We start from the raw sequence: 18,021 nt of genomic DNA, 5'->3' as shown, positions 1-18,021 counted from the left end.
GTACTAGCACGGTGAGCTAACAGGGCTGGACAGCCAGATCAATCCGAGGCCGACCACCTTCCCCTGCCAAGGCCCGCCGGATTTCATGTTCGCCGATGAACCAACGACACGTCGGCAATTGAGCAGACCGCTCCTTTCTCGTCAACTTTTCTCAAGAATTCGATCGTCGCCGACACTGTTGTCGAGCCGTCCGCTTGCGGTCGATGGGCCTATTGTTTCCTCCGCGACTTTCCGGGTAGTACGGGTTCGGGCAATCGAGAACGCGAATTTCCGATGAAGCAACTGGCGCAAAACTACAAATCCGGCGAACTGTCGCTTCTCGAAGTGCCGGTTCCGGCGTGCCAGCCGGGCGGCGTTCTTATCCGCAGCGCCTACTCGGTGATCTCGACGGGCACCGAGATCATGAAGGTTAAGGAGAGCCGCCTGTCTCTCGTCGGCAAAGCACGAGCCCGCCCCGACCAGGTTCAAAAAGTCCTGCGGACGGTGCAGCAGCAGGGCCTGGTCGCGACCTATCAGAAGGTGATGAACCGGCTCGATTCGCTGACGCCGCTGGGCTATTCGGTGGCCGGCGAGGTCATCGAAGTCGGCGAGGGCGTCAGCAGCTTCAAGGTCGGCGACCGCGTCGCCTGCGCGGGCAACAAATATGCCTTGCACGCCGAATTCAATTGGGTTCCCGAAAATCTCTGCGTCCTCGTGCCGCCAACCGTCCCCATGCAGCAGGCGGCGTTCGCCACGGTGGGAGCCATCGCGTTGCAGGCGGTGCGCCAGTCCGAAATCCATCTGGGCGAGACGGCCTGCGTGATCGGTCTGGGCCTGCTGGGCCAGATCATCGTCGGATTGCTGCGCGCGGCGGGCGTCAACGTCGTCGGAGTGGATATATCCGAATCCAGGTGCCGCCTGGCCGAGCAAATGGGTGCGGCGTGCGGCGCCACGCCCGCCGGCGCGGACATGGTCCGCCTGCGGTCGGCCCTGCGCGATCTCACGGCGGGCGCCGGCGCCGACTGCATCTTTCTGGCGAGCAGCACCCAGTCCAACGAACCGGTCGAGATGGCCGCGGATCTGGCGCGCGACCGCGCGCGCGTGGTGGACGTAGGCAAGACCAAGCTCGACCTGCCGTGGAACGCCTATTACGAGAAGGAACTCGACGTCCGCTTTTCGCGTTCCTACGGACCGGGGCGGTACGATCCGCTCTACGAAGAATACGGCATCGACTATCCGATCGGCTATGTGCGCTGGACCGAACGTCGCAACATGGCGTGCGTGGTCGACATGATCGGACAAGGCAAGCTCGATCTGGCGCCGCTGATCTCCGCCGAGATCGCCTTCGAGGACGCGCTCGGGACCTACGAGTCCTTGCGGAAGGGAGAGCTTGCGGGCACCGGCTTCGTCTTCCGCTATCGCGATGGCACGGCGGTCACGCGCACGATCCGAACCACGCCGACCCAGGTGGCGGCGGCGAAGTCGAAAGTGCGGCTCGCGGTCATCGGGTGCGGGAACTACACCTCCTCGATGCTCATGCCGCACCTTGTCCGCAACGCCGACGTCGAGCTTGTGGAGGTTGTCACCAACACCGGCCTGTCGGCGGCCCAGGCCCAACGCAAATTCGGCTTCCGGTCCGTCTCCACCGACGCGCGTTCGGTGTTGGACAATCCCGACGTCGATGCGGTCGTGATCGGCACCCGCCACAGCAGCCACGCCGAACTCGCGGCTCTGGCGCTCCGAGCCAACAAGGCGGTGTTCGTCGAGAAGCCGCTGGCGCTCGATGCTGTCGGCATCGAGACGGTCCAGGCCGCGGCTCGCGAGAGCGGAAACTCCCGTCTCATGGTCGGCTTCAACCGCCGCTTTGCGCCCCTGCTCAACGAGATGAAAGCCGCATGGGGCCCGCGCGGCGGACCGCATGTCGTGAACTACCGCATCAACGCGGGCGCGCTCGAAAAAGGCTCGTGGTACCTCGACCGGATGGGCGAAGGCTCGCGCTTCGCCGGCGAAGGCGGCCATTTCGTCGACACGCTGTCGTGGTGGATGGGCGCCGATCCGGTTTCGGTCACGAACTACGCAGGCATCGGCGATCCCGACGACGTCGTCGCGACGTACACCTATCCGGATCATTCGGTCGCCGTCATTTCCTACCTGACCGGAGGCGCCTCGAACTATCCGAAGGAACTGATCGAGGTTTCCGGAGAGTCGCGCAACGCGGTGCTGCACAATTTCGAATCCTTTTCGGTGTGGAAGGGCGGCAAGATCGTGCGCGGCAAGGCCGGGGCGATCGACAAGGGGCAAAAGAACGAAGTCGAGGCCTTTGTCGCGGCCGTGAAGTCCGGCGGCCCGATGCCGATCGCGTTCGAGAGCTTGGTCGCGACCACGCATTTCACCCTGGCGACACAGCCCTCGCCCGCCCTCGCGGACGCCGCCCAATAAGATGCAGCTCGGCTGGTATATCCGCCGCCTCGGCCGCATGTCGCCGGCAGAGGTCGCCAGCAGGGCGCGCGATACCGCTCTAAAGGCGGCTTGGTCCCGGCAATGGGTCCGGCCTGGCGAGCCCGACCGGCTTCCCGAGCCGGTGACGCGCCAGGCCTTCCCGCATCCGCTCGGCGCGGTGGCGGACATCGATCCCGCCGCGAAGACGGCGCTCATCGCAGCGGCCGAAGGGCTGCTGCAGGGCCGCTGGCAGGCTTTTGCGATCGCGCGCGACGATTTTCGATCCCCGGACTGGTTTCTCGATCCGGCGACGCAAATCCGCGCCCCCGACGCGCTGTTCGCGTTCAAATATCCGCACCGCGATCCCGCGCGGGTGGGAAATCTCAAATATGTCTGGGAGGCATCGCGCCACCAGCATCTGACCGTTCTCGCCGCCGCCTATTTCCTGACGAAGGACGATCGGTTCGCGCAACGCGTGGCGTCCGATCTGAAGGATTGGTGGCGCCGCAATCCGTTTCTCTCCGGCCCGCATTGGCTGAGCGGAATCGAGCTGGGCCTGCGGCTGATCGCGTGGGTGTGGTGCCGCCGGCTGCTGGACGGCTGGCCGGACGCGGCCGCGTTGTTCGAGGCCAATCCGGATTTTCAGATTCAGCTCTACCGTCATCAGCAATATCTTCACGCCTTTCGCAGCGGGCATTCGTCCGCCAACAACCATGTCCTCGCGGAAGCCGCCGGTCAGCTCGCCGCGGCGTGCGCCTTTCCGTTGTTCGACCGGTCCGAGACGTGGCGGCGAACGTCGGCGGCGCTGCTCGAGCGCGAATTCGCGCTTCAGACCTTTCCGTCAGGGCTGAACCGCGAACTGGCGACCGAATATCACGGCTTCGTCCTGGACCTCGGCCTTGTCGCGGCGCTGGAGTGTCAGGCCGCCTCTCATCCGCTCACCGACAATTTCTGGCTGGGCTTGCGCAATATGATGGATGCCTTGGCCGCCATCGTCGACGCCCACAATCATCCGCCGCGGCAGGGCGACGCCGACGACGGAATCGGACTGCTGGTCGACGCGCCGGACTTCGATCACGGCTCATCCCTGTTGCATACCGGCACCAGGATTTTCGGGCCTGCCGGCTGGTGGCCGACGCCGGGCACGAAAGACGCCCGTACCGGCTTGATGGCGGCCCTGGCGCACGCGCCCGAGCTTGCCGCGCCGCGACCGAACCCGCTCGCCGCGCTGGCGCAGGACGCGGGCATGGCGATCCTGCGAACCGGCAGCGGCAGCGACGAGATATGGTGCCGCTGCGACAGCGGCCCGCATGGCTTCCTGTCCACCGCGGCACACGCCCATGCCGATGCGCTGTCCATCGAATTGCGCGCGGGCGGCGTGGAGATATTCGCCGACGCCGGTACCTATTGCTATCACACCGACCCGCCCTGGCGGCGCTACTTCCGTTCGACCGCGGCCCACAACACGATCGCATTGGCCGGAAAGGATCAGGCGGCGCAGAGCGGACCTTTTATGTGGTCCCAGCACACCGTCAGCCGCCTGCTGGCTCTGGACGGCCTCGAAGGAGGAAATGTCGCGGCCTGGACGGCCGAACATTCCGGTTACGCGCCGCTGATTCATCGGCGTACCGTCCGTCTCGACCGGACCGCGCGGCGCCTTGTCATCGTCGATACGATTTCGGGCGGCGATGCGCCCGGGCGCTTGTCATTCCTTCTGGGACCGCACGTCGAATGCCGGCTGCGCGAAAACACCGCGCTGCTGGATTGGATGGCGGAAGGCGGCGCCCGACATGCAACCGTCGAGCTTCCGGCGCAATTGCATTGGCGCGTCGCAAGAGGCGCCGAAGACCCGATCGAAGGCTGGTATTCGGAAAGCTTCGGCCGGAAACAGCCGACATTTCAACTGATCGGCGAGGGTATGTTCCACGGCGGAGCCGACGTCACGACAATGATCGCCTTCGGCGAGACGGCAGCTTAGCCATCGCACACTGGCGATAGGGATCTCCGGTGTGAAACGAGGCCGCCTCTTGGCAATGCAACCCATCGGAGTGCAAGATGGATAGAGAATTGGGGACCACAATACTTTGACGCCGATGACCGCCTGCGATCTGGCTTTGAGCGTTTTCGAACAGCGACGCGGTGATGGCGGCTGTTTCACCGCACGGCCTGCCCGTATCGCCGGTGCGGCCGCTTAGGTGGCGTGTTCCCCCACGCGATTGGAAATGCCTTGAACATGCGGCTGGTTCTGGTCGGTCGGACGAGCTTCCTCGCGGGTTACGTCTCCCAGGCAGCAGCTTCCGAAGGCGTGGAGACACTGTGGCTCGGCCGCAGCGAGGATATGTCGGCCCATCTGCGGCCGGGCGACCGCGTCGTGAATTTCGCGATAAGTCCGGGCTATCAGAGCGGCCCCTATAGCGAGGACGCGGATTGCGATCTCTCCGTCGCAAGACAGGCCGTCCGGTGCGGCGCACGGGTGGTCATGCTCAGCACCCGGCGCGTCTACCCCGCCGAAGCGCGCTGGAACGCGCGCGAGGACGCGCTCGCCACCGGAGACGAGACGCATTACGGCCGAAACAAGGCCCGGACCGAGCAGGCGGTGCGCGCACTGGCGCCGGACGCCGCCATCTTCCGGCTCGCCAACATCTTCGGTCCGGAGTATCGGCCCGGCAGCGGCCGCGGTACTTTCTTCGGACGGATGCTTCGTACACTGAAGGAAGAGAACGTCATCCGGTTCGACATGCACCCCGACACCCGGCGGGACTTTCTCCCCGCCGAGGTCTTTGCGTCCGCCCTGGTCCGCGCGCTGCGCGCCGACGCCACCGGCGTCCTTAATCTGGGTAGCGGCGTGGGTACGCCCTGCGGGCTGCTCGCCGACTGGCTCCGAGAGGGCTTCGGCGGAGGGGATCTCTTGGTTGACGTTCCCGAAATCCGCGATGAATTCTATTTGAATGCCGAGGCTTGGAACGGCCTCTTCGGGTCGCTATTAGTAGCCGGTCAACTTCGGAAATACTGCTTTGATTTGGGGCAAAATCTGCAATGCGTAAAATTCTGATCACCGGTGGGAGCGGATTCATCGGCTCCCATTTCACCGAACGCATGTGCGAGGCATTTCCCGACGCGCACGTCGTCGTGCTGGACAAGATGACCTATGCGGCCGACGTGAACTATCTGCTGCCCCTGCTTTCATCAAATCGAATCCAGCTCGTCGTCGGCGACGTCTGCGACTACGACCTCTGCCGCAACGCGCTTGAGGGATGCGATCTCGTCGTCCATGCGGCCGCAGAAAGTCATGTCGACCGCTCCTTTCACACCTCCATTCGTTTCACCGAGGCCAATACGCTCGGCACGCACACGATCATGGAAGCGTGCCGCGACGCCAAGGTTCCGCGCATCATTCATGTGAGCACCGACGAGGTCTATGGAGAGGTTCTCGAGCAGGAATGCGACGAGACGGGCGCCATGAACCCGACAAATCCCTATTCGGCGTCGAAGGCGGCGGCCGAAATGATCGTCAACGGATACCGGCACTCGTTCAAGCTGCCGGTGATCATCGTTCGCGCCAACAATGTGTTTGGCATCCGGCAGTATCCCGAAAAGCTCATCCCGCGCGCCATCATGTCGCTCATCCAGGGAAACAAGATTCCGTTGCACGGCAGCGGCAAGAACGTCCGCCACTATCTGGCGGCGCGGGATTTCGCCAATGCACTAGCCTTGCTTGCCGAACGCGGCGTGATCAACGAAATCTACAATGTCGGTTCGCCGGACGAATACGCGAATGTCGATGTCGTCCGGTTCATCTGCGAGGAGTTCGGCGCGAAATTCGACGATGCCGTACAGTACGTGAACGACAGGCCGTTCAACGACCGTCGCTATGCAATATCGTGGGAAAAAATCGGCAAGCTGGGATGGCGTCCGCAGCTGAGCCTGCGCCAGGAGCTGCCGCACATCGTAAGCTGGTATAAGCAGAACGCCGTTCGCATCATACAGCGCATGAACGAAACAGCCTTCGCGGATGGACATTAGCGCAGGCGGCGGGGACATCGTCGCGCTGTCCACGGGATTCTCTCGGCGACCGAAGCCCGCCCAGAATCGGATCGGCGTTCGGTTCTACTGTAGGGGCCGCGCCCGAATTGATCAAAGAACTGGCTGAGATTTCAGAAATTGCCTACTTGCTGATCTCCGGGCCGAGTATGTCCTCCGCGGCAAATCATCGCTCTCGTCCCACTGATTGCTTGGGCGGAACTGTCGGGGCATAGGGATTAGAACATCGCCGAGGACGGTTGGGGGATCGCAGGCTTACAACGGGCTATCTGCTCGGATGATCGGGGCAGCCTCGAATTGGGGGTAAAACCGCGGCACCGCAAAAATGCTTGAATCGAGAGAGCAGCAACAAGTCGTGGATTTCTGCCGGTTTCAGTCCTCGTTCACGGCGCGTCGCCGCCCGCACGCGCGGCGAGGGGAGAACATATTCGGATGCTCCAAAAACCGTCGGGGCTCGCAATGCGCAGAAGGTTAATCGGCGGATTCGGCGCCCACGCGGCGGAGTTCGCCGCATCGTCCGTTGCGGAGTTCGCCGCATCGTCCGTTAAAGTCAAAATACTGTTATCTGAACCCGCTATCCGGTCTACACTGGTGTCGGCTGGGGGGAACCAATTTTGGGTAGCAATGCTTCCCAAGAGGTGCGCTTCAGCCTGACTGAGAATATTCCTTATGACTGAGCGGCTGGGATGAACGAGGGGACGACGGCTACCAATTCCAGCGCGGTGCGGTATGGCATCGCCACGAAGACGTCTCGGCGCAACTTTCGCTACTGGTTCGCGATCGCGGTGCTGTTGTTCGCCGACATCGCCGCTCTGGGCAGCGCGGAGCTGCTCTTCCGGACCGGGCGCGACGTGCCTTCGATCGCGTTTTACGGCAACGGTCAGGCCGCCGCGCCGATCGACCTGTTTTATATCCTTGCCGGCTTGTTTTTGATCGTCCGGCTCCTCAGCGGCGACTACGGCAAGCGGCAATCCTTCTGGGACGGTGCCCGCGCCACCACGGTATCCCTGATTGTCGCCTCCATCCCCGATATTTTGGTCCTCGTGGCGGGGTGGAACCGCTACGCCGCGCTCTGGCCGATCGGCTGCTGGATCTACCTCCTGTTCGCCATTCCCAGCTTCAGGCAGTTGGCGCGCTTTGCCTTGAGCAAAGCCGGCATCTGGCAGATCCCGACGGCCCTTGTCGCGAAGGGAAACATCGCCCTCGACCTCTATCCGGCGTTGAGCAGCACGCTCGCTCTCGGGTTCGACATACAATGGCTGGTGCTGGAGCAATACGACTACGAGGTTCCCGAGTCGCTCTCGCACCTCAAGGTGGCCTATCTGCCCGATCCCGAAGACGTTGCCTTGAAGATGGGGGCCAGCGGCTGCGTCCAGGCCGTCATTGCCACGGACGACATCCAGGCACCGGCCGTCTCGGACATGATCCAGCGCCTGATGGAGGCCAATATGGGCGTGGCCTTCGTGCCCTCGCTCAGGCGCCTGCCTCTGGCGGGCATGACGTCTGGCTATTTTCTGGGCCGCAACATCCTGCTGTTTCAAATGCGGGACAATTTGCGCGCGCTGCGTCATCGCTTCGCCAAGCGTGCCTTCGACATCGTGGGCTCGATCGGCTTTCTGATCATGTTTTCTCCTCTGTTCCTGGTTATCGCGATCGCGATCAAGCGGAACGACGGGGGGTCGGTGTTCTATTCGCAGCGCCGCACCGGGCGGCGCGGAAAGCAGTTCCAGTGCATGAAGTTCCGCACCATGGAACAGGACGCCGACGAGCGGCTTGAGCGCTGGCGCAAGGAGAAACCGGAGCTCTATTCGGAGTTCCTGCTGTCGTACAAATTGAAGGACGATCCCAGGATCACCGGCCCCGGCCGCTGGCTTCGCAAGACGAGCCTCGACGAACTGCCGCAGCTCATCAACGTCCTTCGCGGCGAAATGAGCCTTGTAGGCCCGCGTCCAATCCCCGAGCAGCAACTGCGCGAGCAATACGGCGTCGCCGCCGAACTCTATGTCCGCGTCAGGCCTGGTCTGACGGGGCTCTGGCAGGTCAGCGGCCGAAACGAAACGACCCTGGCCGAGCGTGTCACGCTCGACGAGTGGTACATCCTGAATTGGACGTTCTGGAATGACATCGTCATTCTCATCCAGACGGCCTGGATCGTCTTTTCAGGCCACGGCGCCTATTAGGTCCGTACGCACTTCAAATGCGAAAAGGTCGTCATGAGCGGGTCAACCGCCCATACGCCCGACCGGCTCAGGCCACGGCGGCGAGAACGGCGTCGATCACGCGATCCTGCGTTGCGGCATCCAGGTAGGGATGCATGGGCAGGCTCACCACCGTCTTGGCGATGCACTCGCTGACCGGAATCGGCACCGACGGATAGGCCGCGTAGCCCTTCTGGTGCGACAGCGGTATCGGGTAATAGACGGCGGTCGGAATGCCTTTCGCCTTCAATTCCGTCTGCAATTCATCGCGGTTCGGAACCTGGATCGTGTATTGCGCCCAGGTCGACAGCGCACCGTCGATCGGGCGCGGCACGCGAATGCGATTGGATGCGCCCAGCCTGTTGCTGTAGCGGGCCGCGATCGCGTCGCGCTTTTCGATCTCGTCGGCGAATATGCCGAGTTTCTCGATCAGGATGGCCGCCTGGATCGTGTCCAGCCGCGAGTTCATCCCGATGCGGACATTTTCATACCGATCCGCGCCCTGCCCGTGCATGCGCAGGGACAGAAGCAAGTCCTTAAGCGCGTCGTCCTCGGTGAAGATCGCGCCGCCGTCGCCGAAGCAGCCCAGCGGCTTGGCCGGAAAGAAGCTCGTCGCCGCCGCGTCGCCGATCGAACCGGTCACCCGACCGTCGAGACGGCCGCCGAAGCCCTGCGCGGTGTCGCACAGCATCTTCAGTCCGGCGCGGCGCACGATCGGCTCGAGCGCTCGGTAATCCGCCGGCTGCCCGAACAGGTCGACGGGCATCACCGCCCGGGCGTTCAGATTTCCCTGCCGGCGCACGAGTGCGATGGCGTCCGCCAGGCTCGCGGGATCCATGTTGTAGGTATCCTCGAGCACGTCCACGAAGACGGGCGTGGCGCCGGCCAGGGCGACGACCTCGCCGGACGCGGCAAAGGTGAAGGCGGGCACGAAGACCGCGTCGCCGGGACCGATGTTCCAGGCGCGCAAGACCAGCAGCAGCGCGTCGGTGCCGTTGGCGCATGTGATGCAGTGCTTCACGCCGGCGAATGCCGCGAGGCGCCGTTCGAGATCCGCGACCTGCGGACCCAATATCCATTGACCGCCCTCCACCGCCGCCTGGATGGCCCGGTTCAACGGCTCGCCGAGCCGGCGACGCTGGGCCTGAAGATCGATGAACGGAATGGGAGCGGTCATGCCGGCGCCTCGAATAGAGCGAGGCGTTCTAGCCCCGTGGAGCAAAGACAGGCGAAACAACAAATATTGCCGATTGCGTCAGGTGCGGGCGGGCCTTCCCGCCCGCGCCGATTCCGCGCTGCAACTTTTTTCGCAACCGATCCGCGTCTGCTCAATCGTCCGCTTCGACGCGCATCTTCACGATCTTATCGGGCGTGCCGCTGATCTGCCCGTTGTTGTGATCGCCGCCCTTCTTGATGGAGTCGACGTGCTCCATGCCTTCGACGACCTCGCCCCAGATCGAATACTGGCGGTCGAGCCATGGCGCATCGGCGAAGCAGACGAAGAACTGGCTGTTGGCGCTGTTGGGATTGTTGGTGCGCGCGGCGGAGACCGTGCCGCGCTTGTGCTTCTCATTCGAGAATTCCGCCTTCAGGTCGGGCAGGTCGGAGCCGCCGGAGCCGGTGCCGGTCGGATCGCCGGTCTGCGCCATGAAGTCCGGAATGACGCGATGGAAGACGACGCCGTCATAGAAGCCCTTGCGCGTCAATTCCTTGATGCGCGCCACATGACCGGGGGCAAGATCGGGCCGCAGCGCGATCACGACCGGGCCGGTCTTCAATTCCATGATCAGGGTATTTTCCTTGTCGCGGGCCATCAGTTTTTTGCCTGTTCCTTGCATCGTTTCACGAGAAGATCGGACACATGCGGGCTGGTGAAGGCCCGCACGTCGCCGCCGAGCATGGCGATTTCCTTGACCAGCCGCGAGGCGATCGCCTGGTTGCGCGGGTCCGCCATGAGAAAGACGGTCTCGATGTCCGGCGCCAGGCGCTGGTTCATCGCCGCCATCTGGAATTCGTATTCGAAGTCCGACACGGCGCGCAAGCCGCGCACGATGATCGCCGCCCCCACTTCGCGGGCCAGTTCGACCTGGAGCTTGTCGGCAAGCGGGATGACGTCGATCACGGCGCCGTCCTCGGTAAGATCCTTCGCCTCGAAGCGCCACATCTCGATACGCTCTTCGAGCGAGAACAAGGGCTTCTTGCCCGCGCCCGTGCCGAGGCCGATCACCAGCCGGTCGACGAGCTTCAGCGCCCGCTTGGCGATGTCGCGATGGCCAAGCGTGACGGTATCGAAGGTCCCCGGATAGAGACCCACGCGCGGCTTTCTGATCAACTCGCTCACGTCACTCGCCCCCTTCGCCCGAGACGTCCTCGATCCGTTCGACCGAGACAACGCGCTCGCCCTCGTCCACGCGGAACACGGTGACGCCGCCCGATCCCCTGCCCTGGACGCTGATCGACGACACCGGCACGCGGATCGTCTGGCCCTGGTTGGAGATCAGCATCAGATCGTCGCTCTCATCGACCGGGAAACCGGCGACGATCGCGGTGTTCTTTTTCATCGCCCAGATGCCCTGCGCGCCGCGACCCATCACGCGGTACTCATAGGAACTGGTGCGCTTGCCGAATCCGCTCTCCGACACCGCCAGGACGAATTGCTCGCGCGCGCCGAGTTCGGAATAGCGTTCCGTCGTGAGTGCGATCTCTTCCTTGCTCTCCTCGCCGTCCTCGGCATCGTCGATCGGGGCGTCGGTGTCGCCGTCGTCTCCCAGCGCGGCCCGCCGCGCGGCGCGCGACTGCTTCAGATAGGCGCTGGCCTCGGCTGGCGTGATGTCGGTATGCCGGAGCAGCGCCAGGCTCACGACCTCGTCACCCGGCGCCAGCCTGATGCCGCGGACGCCCGTCGAGGCGCGGCTGGCGAAGACGCGCAGGTCCGACATGCCGAAGCGGATGCATTTGCCGTTGTGCGTGGTCAGCAGCACATCGTCGCCGTCGGTGCAGGTCTGAACGCCGACGATGCCGTCGCCGGGTTCGAGCTTCATCGCGATCTTGCCGTTGCGGTTGATGCTGGCGAAATCCGACAGCTCGTTGCGCCGCACGTCGCCGGACTTGGTCGCGAACACGATATTGAGCTTGTCCCACTGCGTCTCGTCTTCCGGCAGCGGCAAGATGGTGGTGATGCGTTCGCCTTCGGCCAGCGGCAGGAGGTTCACCATCGCCTTGCCCTTGCCCTGGATGCGGGCCTCCGGCAGGCGCCAGACCTTCAGTTTATAGGCCATGCCGGTGGAGGAGAAGAATACCAGCCAGGCATGGCTGTTGGCGACGAACAGGGAAGTGACGAAGTCCTCCTCCCGCGTCGCCATGCCGGAGCGGCCTTTGCCGCCGCGGCCCTGTACGCGGTACTCGTCGAGCGGCGTGCGCTTGATGTAGCCGCCATGGGTGACAGTGACCGCGACATCCTCGCGCTCGATCAGCGCTTCGTCTTCCACCTCGACATCGGCATCGACCAGTTCTGTCTTTCGCGGCGTGGCGAATTCGTCGCGGATCGCCTTCAATTCGTTGCGTACGATCTCCAGCACGCGCGGGCGCGAACGCAGGATGTCGAGATAGTCGGCGATCGCTTCGGCGAGCTTCTTGACCTCCTCGCCCAATTCGTCGCGGCCGAGCGCCGTCAGGCGCTGCAGCCGGATATCGAGGATGGCGCGGGCCTGCTCCTCCGATAGGCGGATCGTGCCGTCCTCGCGGATCAGATGGCGCGGGTCGGCGATGAGCTTGATCAGGGGCTCGACGTCGCGGGCCGGCCAGTCGCGGGCCATTAACTGCTCGCGCGCCGTCGCGGCGTCCGCCGCGGCGCGTATCAGTGAGATGACCTCGTCTATATTGGCGACGGCGATAGCGAGGCCGACCAGCGTATGGCCGCGGTCGCGCGCCTTGCCGAGCTCGAAGCGCGTTCGCCGCGTCACCACTTCCTCGCGGAAGGTCGTAAAGGCGCCGATCATTGCCTTGAGGTTCATCAGCTCCGGACGGCCGCCGTTCAGCGCCAGCATGTTCACGCCGAAGGTCGTCTGCAGTTCGGAGAAGCGGTAGAGCTGGTTCAGGACGACGTCCGACGACGCGTCGCGCTTGAGCTCGATCACCACGCGCATGCCGTGGCGGTCGCTCTCGTCGCGGATGTCGGAGACGCCTTCGACGCGCTTGTCGCGCACCAGTTCGCCGATCTTCTCCTGAAGCCGTGCCTTGTTCACCTGGTAGGGCAGCTCGGTGACGATGATCGCCTCGCGATCCTTGCGCAGTTCCTCGATATGGCAGCGTGCCCGCATCAGCAGCGAGCCGCGGCCGCGCGCGAGGGCCGCGCGCGCATTCTGCTTGCCGATGAGGAGCGCGCCGGTCGGGAAATCGGGACCCGGCACGATTTCGGTCAGCTCCTCGAGGCCGATCGACGGATCGTCGAGGTATTTGAGGCAGGCCTCGATCACCTCGCCCAGATTGTGCGGCGGGATATTGGTCGCCATGCCGACCGCGATGCCGCCGGCGCCGTTGACGAGGATGTTGGGAAAGCGCGCGGGAAGGACGACCGGCTCCTTTTCGGAGGAGTCGTAATTGTCCTTCCATTCGACCGTATCCTGGTCGATGTCCTCGGTGAGCTGGTGCGCGATCTTGGCGCGGCGCACCTCGGTATAGCGCATCTGCGCCGGCGAATCGCCGTCGACCGAGCCGAAATTGCCCTGTCCGTCGATCAGCGGGACACGCATCGAAAAGTCCTGCGCCATGCGGACCAGCGCGTCGTAGATCGACTGGTCGCCGTGCGGATGGTATTTGCCCATCACGTCGCCGACGATCAGCGCCGACTTGCGATAGGGCTTGTTCCAGTCGCGGCCGTTCTCGTGCATCGAATAGAGGATCCGGCGATGCACGGGTTTCAGCCCGTCGCGCACATCGGGCAGCGCGCGCTGCACGATGACGCTCATCGCATAGTCGAGATAGGAGCGTTTCAGCTCGTCTTCGATCGCGATGGGGCTGATGTTGGAGCCGCCCGGCTGCGCGCCGCTTGGCGGGACTGTATCGCTCAAAACCGGTTCCTTGATCCAGGGTCAGGAGCGACCCAATTCCGACCCGCTAGGTAGCATTTTGCGCCCCGATTCGCACAGGAAATCGTCGCCGCGCCCGGGGCGAAATTTCCCTTGTGCAGAAAGAGTTTACAGGTTCCTTCGCAGGGCGTTCCCCGACGGTATTGAGGCTGCGGACGACTCGTGCCGTCCCGGTCGCTCGGGAGAAAAGACACGAGCCGGCGGACGCCTCACGGCCGCCCTACGAGCCGCGCAATGCGGCGCCATAGCCATGACGGAATGCGCATCAGCGGATAGAGAAAATACAGGGGCCGCGGCAGCCGCACGCGGCTGAATTCGTTCCAGCCGATCGACTTCGACTGCAATTCCTTGACCCAGGCGCCGGGGTTGGGCGCGAGCAGAAAGTGCGAAAACTGTATCATGGCCTCGCTCGCCAGTCGTTCCTCGATCTGGCGCATCCTGTCGTCGCCGGCCATGGAATGGAGCGCGATCGCGACAAGCCAACGCGTGGAGCGATCCGACCGAAGCTCGTCGGCCAAGCCGGGCGCGAGCGGAAATTCCAGCAAGCGTTCGCACAAGAGCAGCGCCTGCGCCGAGGCCCGGCCGACCCCGGCCGATTGCGCCACGCGATGGAGACGCTCCACGTCCTGGGGCGGCATTTGGACCAGCCACGCCGCCAGATCGGCGAGCCATTTGAGCCGCGACCAGCCGTGCCGGGCGCCATGGAGGCAAAGATAGGCGAAGAGATCCTCGTCGCCGAGGGTGCTTATGAACTGCCCGTCCAAGACCGCTACGCGGCGCGAGGCGAAGACGTGTGCCAGGTGAGAAGAATTTTGCGTCAGCCGCCAGTGCAATTCCACGCACAAACCGCGGCTGGGGTGCTTCCACAGGCACTCATGCGCAAACGTCGACCATTCCAGGAATCGCCCGTCGTCGAGGCCTTCATCAGGTATCTCGCGGACATAGCCGACCGTGCGGAGCAGCGCCGCAGCCGCAAGGACGTTGGCGTCCTCCACCACGATGTCGATGTCCCAGGAATGTTTGATGCCGATATTGCCATAGGCAAGAAGCGCCAACGCCGTGCCTTTGATGAAGGTCAGTCCGATGCCGGCCGCTTCGAACAGCCGTTGCAGACGAAGGGATTCGGCGGCCTGAAACAGGCTGAGGCGGGCATTCTCGGCGGCGCTTGCGTCCAAGGCGGATTTGATCGGCGCCGGAACCGCGTCTCCCACGCTTCTCAGTCCGTCCGCAACCAGCCCCTCGACCCGCTGCCGGTTCGAGACCTGGACCACCTTTGGCCAGTCGACACCAGTCGACATCGCCACTGCTATGGCGTCGTCCCGCCGCGGCGACGGCGGCCAGATGCAGCACGCGGCCACCAGGCGGAATTCGGCTGAAAGCGGTGTCATCTGCGACAATAAGTCGGGTCCACGTTGCTTCTTCCCGGCGCTCTCCGACCTCGGCGCGCGGACTGGTTAATGGCCGCGAATAACGCCCGCGCAGCACCGGTGCGGATCGATAGTTTCACGCGGCAAGGCCTGCGTGCATCATCCCATCCGTTTGCGCAACCGGAATCGCGCGCATGATTCGATCCGCCCCGCTTCGTTTGACCGACGAACAAACGCAAAAAAAACAAAACGTTGCCGGCGAAACACACCCGGACTGATAGTCTTCCCCTGGGTAATAGGCGGGGAATTGTATGGGGAACCGGCCAATAAAACGGGTCATGATTCTGTGTCCTCAATCGTCGCGGTCGATCTTCACCGGCCGCTTTGCATCTTGCATCGATCCGGGCGCGATTTTGGCCGGAAAGAACGCCGTCGGCTGCACCGAATGCGGCGAGCTTCATTTTTGGGACGCGACCGATGCCTGGCTGGAGGACGGCCAGGAAGCGCCGGCAACGATTTCCGTGCAGAGCAGCCTGAGCGGCTGACGAGCCGACGGCGAACGGAACGGAACCGAACCGGATGGTTCGAGGGCGCTTTCAGCCCTTATACGTATCCAGAAACCGCGCCGCGAAGCCGGCGGCGGCGTCCCGCGCAATGGCGTCGCGCAGACCCTGCATCATGTCCTGGTAGAAGGTCAGATTGTGCCAGGTGAGCAGCATGGAGGCGATGATCTCGTTCGCCTTGACCGTGTGATGCAGATAGGCGCGGCTGAACCGGCGGCAAGCGGGGCATCCGCACGACGCGTCGAGCGGCGCCGGATCGTCCGCATGCCGTGCATTGCGCAAGTTCAATGGACCCTGGCGCGTGAACGCCTGGCCGTTGCGGCCCGAGCGCGTCGGGATCACGCAATCGAACATGTCGACCCCACGCAGGACCGCGCCGACGATGTCGTCGGGCTTCCCCACCCCCATGAGATAGCGCGGCCGGTCCCCCGGCAGATACGGCTCCGTCGCCTCGAGCGTTTCGAACATCGCCGATTGCGGCTCGCCCACGGCGAGCCCGCCGATCGCGTAGCCGCCGAATCCGATCGTCGTCAGTTCGAGCGCGGAGCGCGCGCGCAGATCGGCGAAGGTTCCGCCTTGCACGATCCCGAAGCAGGCCCGTCCCGGCTGCTCGCCGAATGCCGCCTTGGACCGCCGCGCCCAGCGCATCGAGAGCGCCAGCGACTTTTCGATGTCTGCGTGGGCCGCCGGTAGCGCCGGGCATTCGTCCAGCACCATCTGGATATCCGAGCCGAGCAGGCGCTGGATCTCCATGGCGCGCTCGGGCGAAAGAAATTCCGCATGGCCGTCGATATGCGAGGCGAAACGCACGCCCTCTTCGGTGATCTTCCGCAACTTCGAGAGCGACATGACCTGGAAGCCGCCGGAGTCCGTAAGGATCGGGCGCTCCCAGTCCATGAATTTGTGAAGACCGCCGAGCCTGGCGATGCGTTCGGCCCCCGGCCGCAGCATCAGGTGATAGGTGTTGCCCAGAAGAATGTCGGCGCCGGTCTCCCGCAAGCTTTGCGGCAGCATCGCCTTCACCGTACCCGCCGTGCCCACCGGCATGAAGGCGGGCGTGCGGATCGCGCCGCGCGGCGTGCGGATGACGCCCGATCTGGCGGTGCCGGACGTCGCCTGCAGCGCGAAGGAAAACTCCGTCATGGGCGCATCGTCAGCTTGCGGCATGGCCACCGTCCGCGGCGCGGAAAAGCAGGCAGGCGTCGCCATAGGAGTAGAAGCGATAGCGCTCGCGGATCGCCTCCGCGTATGCGGCCTGCATCCTGTCCAGGCCGCAAAAGGCGCTGACCAGCATGAACAGGGTCGAGCGCGGTAGGTGAAAATTGGTGAGAAGGATGTCCGCCGTCCTGAAGCGATAGCCGGGCGTGATGAAGATGTCGGTCTCGCCTTCGAGCGGACGGATCGTGCCATCGGCATCGGCGGCACTTTCGAGCGTCCGCAACGACGTCGTGCCGACCGCCGCAATGCGGCCGCCGTCCGCGCTTATCCGGTTGAGGCGGCGGGCCGTATCCAAGTCGAGCGCCGCCCATTCGGAATGCATGCGGTGATCCGCGGTATCGTCGGCGCTGACCGACAGGAACGTCCCCGCCCCGACATGGAGCGTCACGGACTCCCGCGAAATCCCCTTGGACTGCAGATCGGCGGCAAGCCGCGGCGTGAAGTGCAGTCCGGCGGTCGGAGCGGCAACCGACCCCTCCTGCGCGGCGAACATCGTCTGATAGTCCGCATCGTCGAGTCGGTCGGCCGGCCGCTTGCCGGCGATGTAAGGCGGCAGCGGTATTTCGCCCTGCGCCGCGATCGCCAGGTCGAGCGCCGTGCCGGATTTTTCGAAGCCGAGTTCAATTTCGCCGCCCGGTCCCCGCCCTTTGACTCGCGCCACGAGGTCGCTGCCGAAGACCAGGAGATCGGAGGCTGCGAGCTTGCGCGCCGGGCGGGCAAAGGCGAGGAAGGTGTCGGGAGCGACGCGTTTGTGCAGCAGCACTTCGACCTTCGGGTCGGCCTCGCCGCGGCCCTTGCGGCGGCCGCGCAACCGCGCGCGAACCACCTTGGTGTCGTTCACCACCAGAACGTCCGTCGCGCGCAGGAAGGCTGGTAGGTCCCGGACCAGCGCATGCTCGAACCGGCCGTTGGGATGGACCACCAGCATGCGCGCGGAGTCGCGCGGCGTCGCCGGGCGAAGCGCGATGCGCTCGGGCGGGAGGTCGAAATCGAACTGCGCGACATCCATCTCGGACAATCCAAAGGCGGCTGGGACGGGGCGGCCCGACCTACGCCACGCGATCTCTCGGTGTCAAAGGTATTGGCGGGGCCGGTGGCCAAACCCTTCCGCGCGCGGCGTCCGCTGTAT

General features: G+C 64.3%; 13 protein-coding genes. 6 read left to right on the top strand and 7 right to left on the bottom strand.

The genetic code is table 11. The annotated features are described in order from the left end of the window. The first annotated feature begins 273 nt into the window (after window positions 1-273). The 5 genes from WDN01_01145 (at window position 274) to WDN01_01125 (ending at window position 8,639) form a co-directional block, all read left to right on the top strand. On the top strand, window positions 274-2,418 hold the full coding sequence (locus tag WDN01_01145) for a bi-domain-containing oxidoreductase (protein ID MEJ0024605.1): 2,145 nt from the start codon (window positions 274-276) through the stop codon (window positions 2,416-2,418). A 1-nt stretch (window position 2,419) separates the two neighbouring features. Beyond that, entirely contained in the window at window positions 2,420-4,396 is a 1,977-nt protein-coding gene (locus WDN01_01140; protein ID MEJ0024604.1) for an alginate lyase family protein, read from the top strand. A 255-nt stretch (window positions 4,397-4,651) separates the two neighbouring features. Further along, window positions 4,652-5,470 carry an NAD(P)-dependent oxidoreductase gene (locus tag WDN01_01135; GenBank protein MEJ0024603.1) on the top strand — a complete coding sequence of 273 codons (819 nt, stop codon included), beginning with the start codon at window positions 4,652-4,654 and terminating at the stop codon, window positions 5,468-5,470. After that, window positions 5,455-6,441: a dTDP-glucose 4,6-dehydratase gene (locus tag WDN01_01130; GenBank protein ID MEJ0024602.1), complete on the top strand. Its 987-nt coding sequence runs from the start codon at window positions 5,455-5,457 to the stop codon at window positions 6,439-6,441. Before WDN01_01135 ends, WDN01_01130 begins: the two co-directional genes overlap by 16 nt. Before the next feature lie 704 nt (window positions 6,442-7,145). Then, entirely contained in the window at window positions 7,146-8,639 is a 1,494-nt protein-coding gene (locus WDN01_01125) for an exopolysaccharide biosynthesis polyprenyl glycosylphosphotransferase (GenBank protein MEJ0024601.1), read from the top strand. A gap of 67 nt (window positions 8,640-8,706) precedes the next feature. On the opposite strand, the gene WDN01_01120 is transcribed toward WDN01_01125, so the two are convergent. The 5 genes from WDN01_01120 to WDN01_01100 form a co-directional block, all read right to left on the bottom strand. After that, the gene (locus WDN01_01120; protein ID MEJ0024600.1) at window positions 8,707-9,834 is read right to left on the bottom strand and encodes a DegT/DnrJ/EryC1/StrS family aminotransferase; all 1,128 of its coding nucleotides are present in this window, start codon (window positions 9,832-9,834) and stop codon (window positions 8,707-8,709) included. Between the two features lie 151 nt (window positions 9,835-9,985). Next, a complete protein-coding gene (locus WDN01_01115; GenBank protein ID MEJ0024599.1) occupies window positions 9,986-10,471 on the bottom strand; it encodes a peptidylprolyl isomerase in 486 nt (161 codons plus the stop codon). Next, window positions 10,471-10,998: a pantetheine-phosphate adenylyltransferase gene (gene coaD / locus WDN01_01110; protein ID MEJ0024598.1), complete on the bottom strand. Its 528-nt coding sequence runs from the start codon at window positions 10,996-10,998 to the stop codon at window positions 10,471-10,473. Before coaD ends, WDN01_01115 begins: the two co-directional genes overlap by 1 nt. 1 nt (window position 10,999) lies before the next feature. Next, window positions 11,000-13,726 (bottom strand): DNA gyrase subunit A, encoded by a 2,727-nt coding sequence (gene gyrA / locus WDN01_01105; protein ID MEJ0024597.1) that lies wholly within the window; start codon window positions 13,724-13,726, stop codon window positions 11,000-11,002. Between the two features lie 227 nt (window positions 13,727-13,953). Further along, window positions 13,954-15,132 carry a nucleotidyltransferase family protein gene (locus WDN01_01100; GenBank protein ID MEJ0024596.1) on the bottom strand — a complete coding sequence of 393 codons (1,179 nt, stop codon included), beginning with the start codon at window positions 15,130-15,132 and terminating at the stop codon, window positions 13,954-13,956. A 317-nt stretch (window positions 15,133-15,449) separates the two neighbouring features. On the opposite strand from WDN01_01100, the gene WDN01_01095 reads away from it, so the two are divergent. Then, on the top strand, window positions 15,450-15,656 hold the full coding sequence (locus WDN01_01095; protein ID MEJ0024595.1) for a hypothetical protein: 207 nt from the start codon (window positions 15,450-15,452) through the stop codon (window positions 15,654-15,656). A 51-nt stretch (window positions 15,657-15,707) separates the two neighbouring features. On the opposite strand, the gene tgt is transcribed toward WDN01_01095, so the two are convergent. Together tgt and queA are read right to left on the bottom strand one after the other, a co-directional pair. Next, on the bottom strand, window positions 15,708-16,817 hold the full coding sequence (gene tgt, locus WDN01_01090) for a tRNA guanosine(34) transglycosylase Tgt (protein ID MEJ0024594.1): 1,110 nt from the start codon (window positions 16,815-16,817) through the stop codon (window positions 15,708-15,710). 10 nt (window positions 16,818-16,827) lie between these two features. Continuing rightward, window positions 16,828-17,901, bottom strand: a complete 1,074-nt coding sequence (gene queA / locus WDN01_01085) for a tRNA preQ1(34) S-adenosylmethionine ribosyltransferase-isomerase QueA (protein MEJ0024593.1) — start codon at window positions 17,899-17,901, stop codon at window positions 16,828-16,830. Window positions 17,902-18,021 lie beyond the last annotated feature (120 nt).

This window comes from Rhizomicrobium sp., assembly GCA_037200985.1.
In the GTDB taxonomy this organism is placed as follows: Bacteria; Pseudomonadota; Alphaproteobacteria; order Micropepsales; family Micropepsaceae; genus Rhizomicrobium.
This window is presented reverse-complemented; position numbering and strand designations above follow the sequence as displayed.

Excerpts from the sequence above, each read along its gene's own strand:
- WDN01_01145 (MEJ0024605.1), top strand. The coding sequence starts at position 274 with ATGAAGCAACTGGCGCAAAACTACAAATCCGGCGAACTGTCGCTTCTC.
- WDN01_01140 (MEJ0024604.1), top strand. The coding sequence starts at position 2,420 with ATGCAGCTCGGCTGGTATATCCGCCGCCTCGGCCGCATGTCGCCGGCA.
- WDN01_01135 (MEJ0024603.1), top strand. The coding sequence starts at position 4,652 with ATGCGGCTGGTTCTGGTCGGTCGGACGAGCTTCCTCGCGGGTTACGTC.
- WDN01_01130 (MEJ0024602.1), top strand. The coding sequence starts at position 5,455 with ATGCGTAAAATTCTGATCACCGGTGGGAGCGGATTCATCGGCTCCCAT.
- WDN01_01125 (MEJ0024601.1), top strand. The coding sequence starts at position 7,146 with ATGAACGAGGGGACGACGGCTACCAATTCCAGCGCGGTGCGGTATGGC.
- WDN01_01120 (MEJ0024600.1), bottom strand. The coding sequence starts at position 9,834 with ATGACCGCTCCCATTCCGTTCATCGATCTTCAGGCCCAGCGTCGCCGG.
- WDN01_01115 (MEJ0024599.1), bottom strand. The coding sequence starts at position 10,471 with ATGGCCCGCGACAAGGAAAATACCCTGATCATGGAATTGAAGACCGGC.
- WDN01_01100 (MEJ0024596.1), bottom strand. The coding sequence starts at position 15,132 with ATGACACCGCTTTCAGCCGAATTCCGCCTGGTGGCCGCGTGCTGCATC.
- WDN01_01095 (MEJ0024595.1), top strand. The coding sequence starts at position 15,450 with ATGATTCTGTGTCCTCAATCGTCGCGGTCGATCTTCACCGGCCGCTTT.
- tgt (MEJ0024594.1), bottom strand. The coding sequence starts at position 16,817 with ATGACGGAGTTTTCCTTCGCGCTGCAGGCGACGTCCGGCACCGCCAGA.
- queA (MEJ0024593.1), bottom strand. The coding sequence starts at position 17,901 with ATGGATGTCGCGCAGTTCGATTTCGACCTCCCGCCCGAGCGCATCGCG.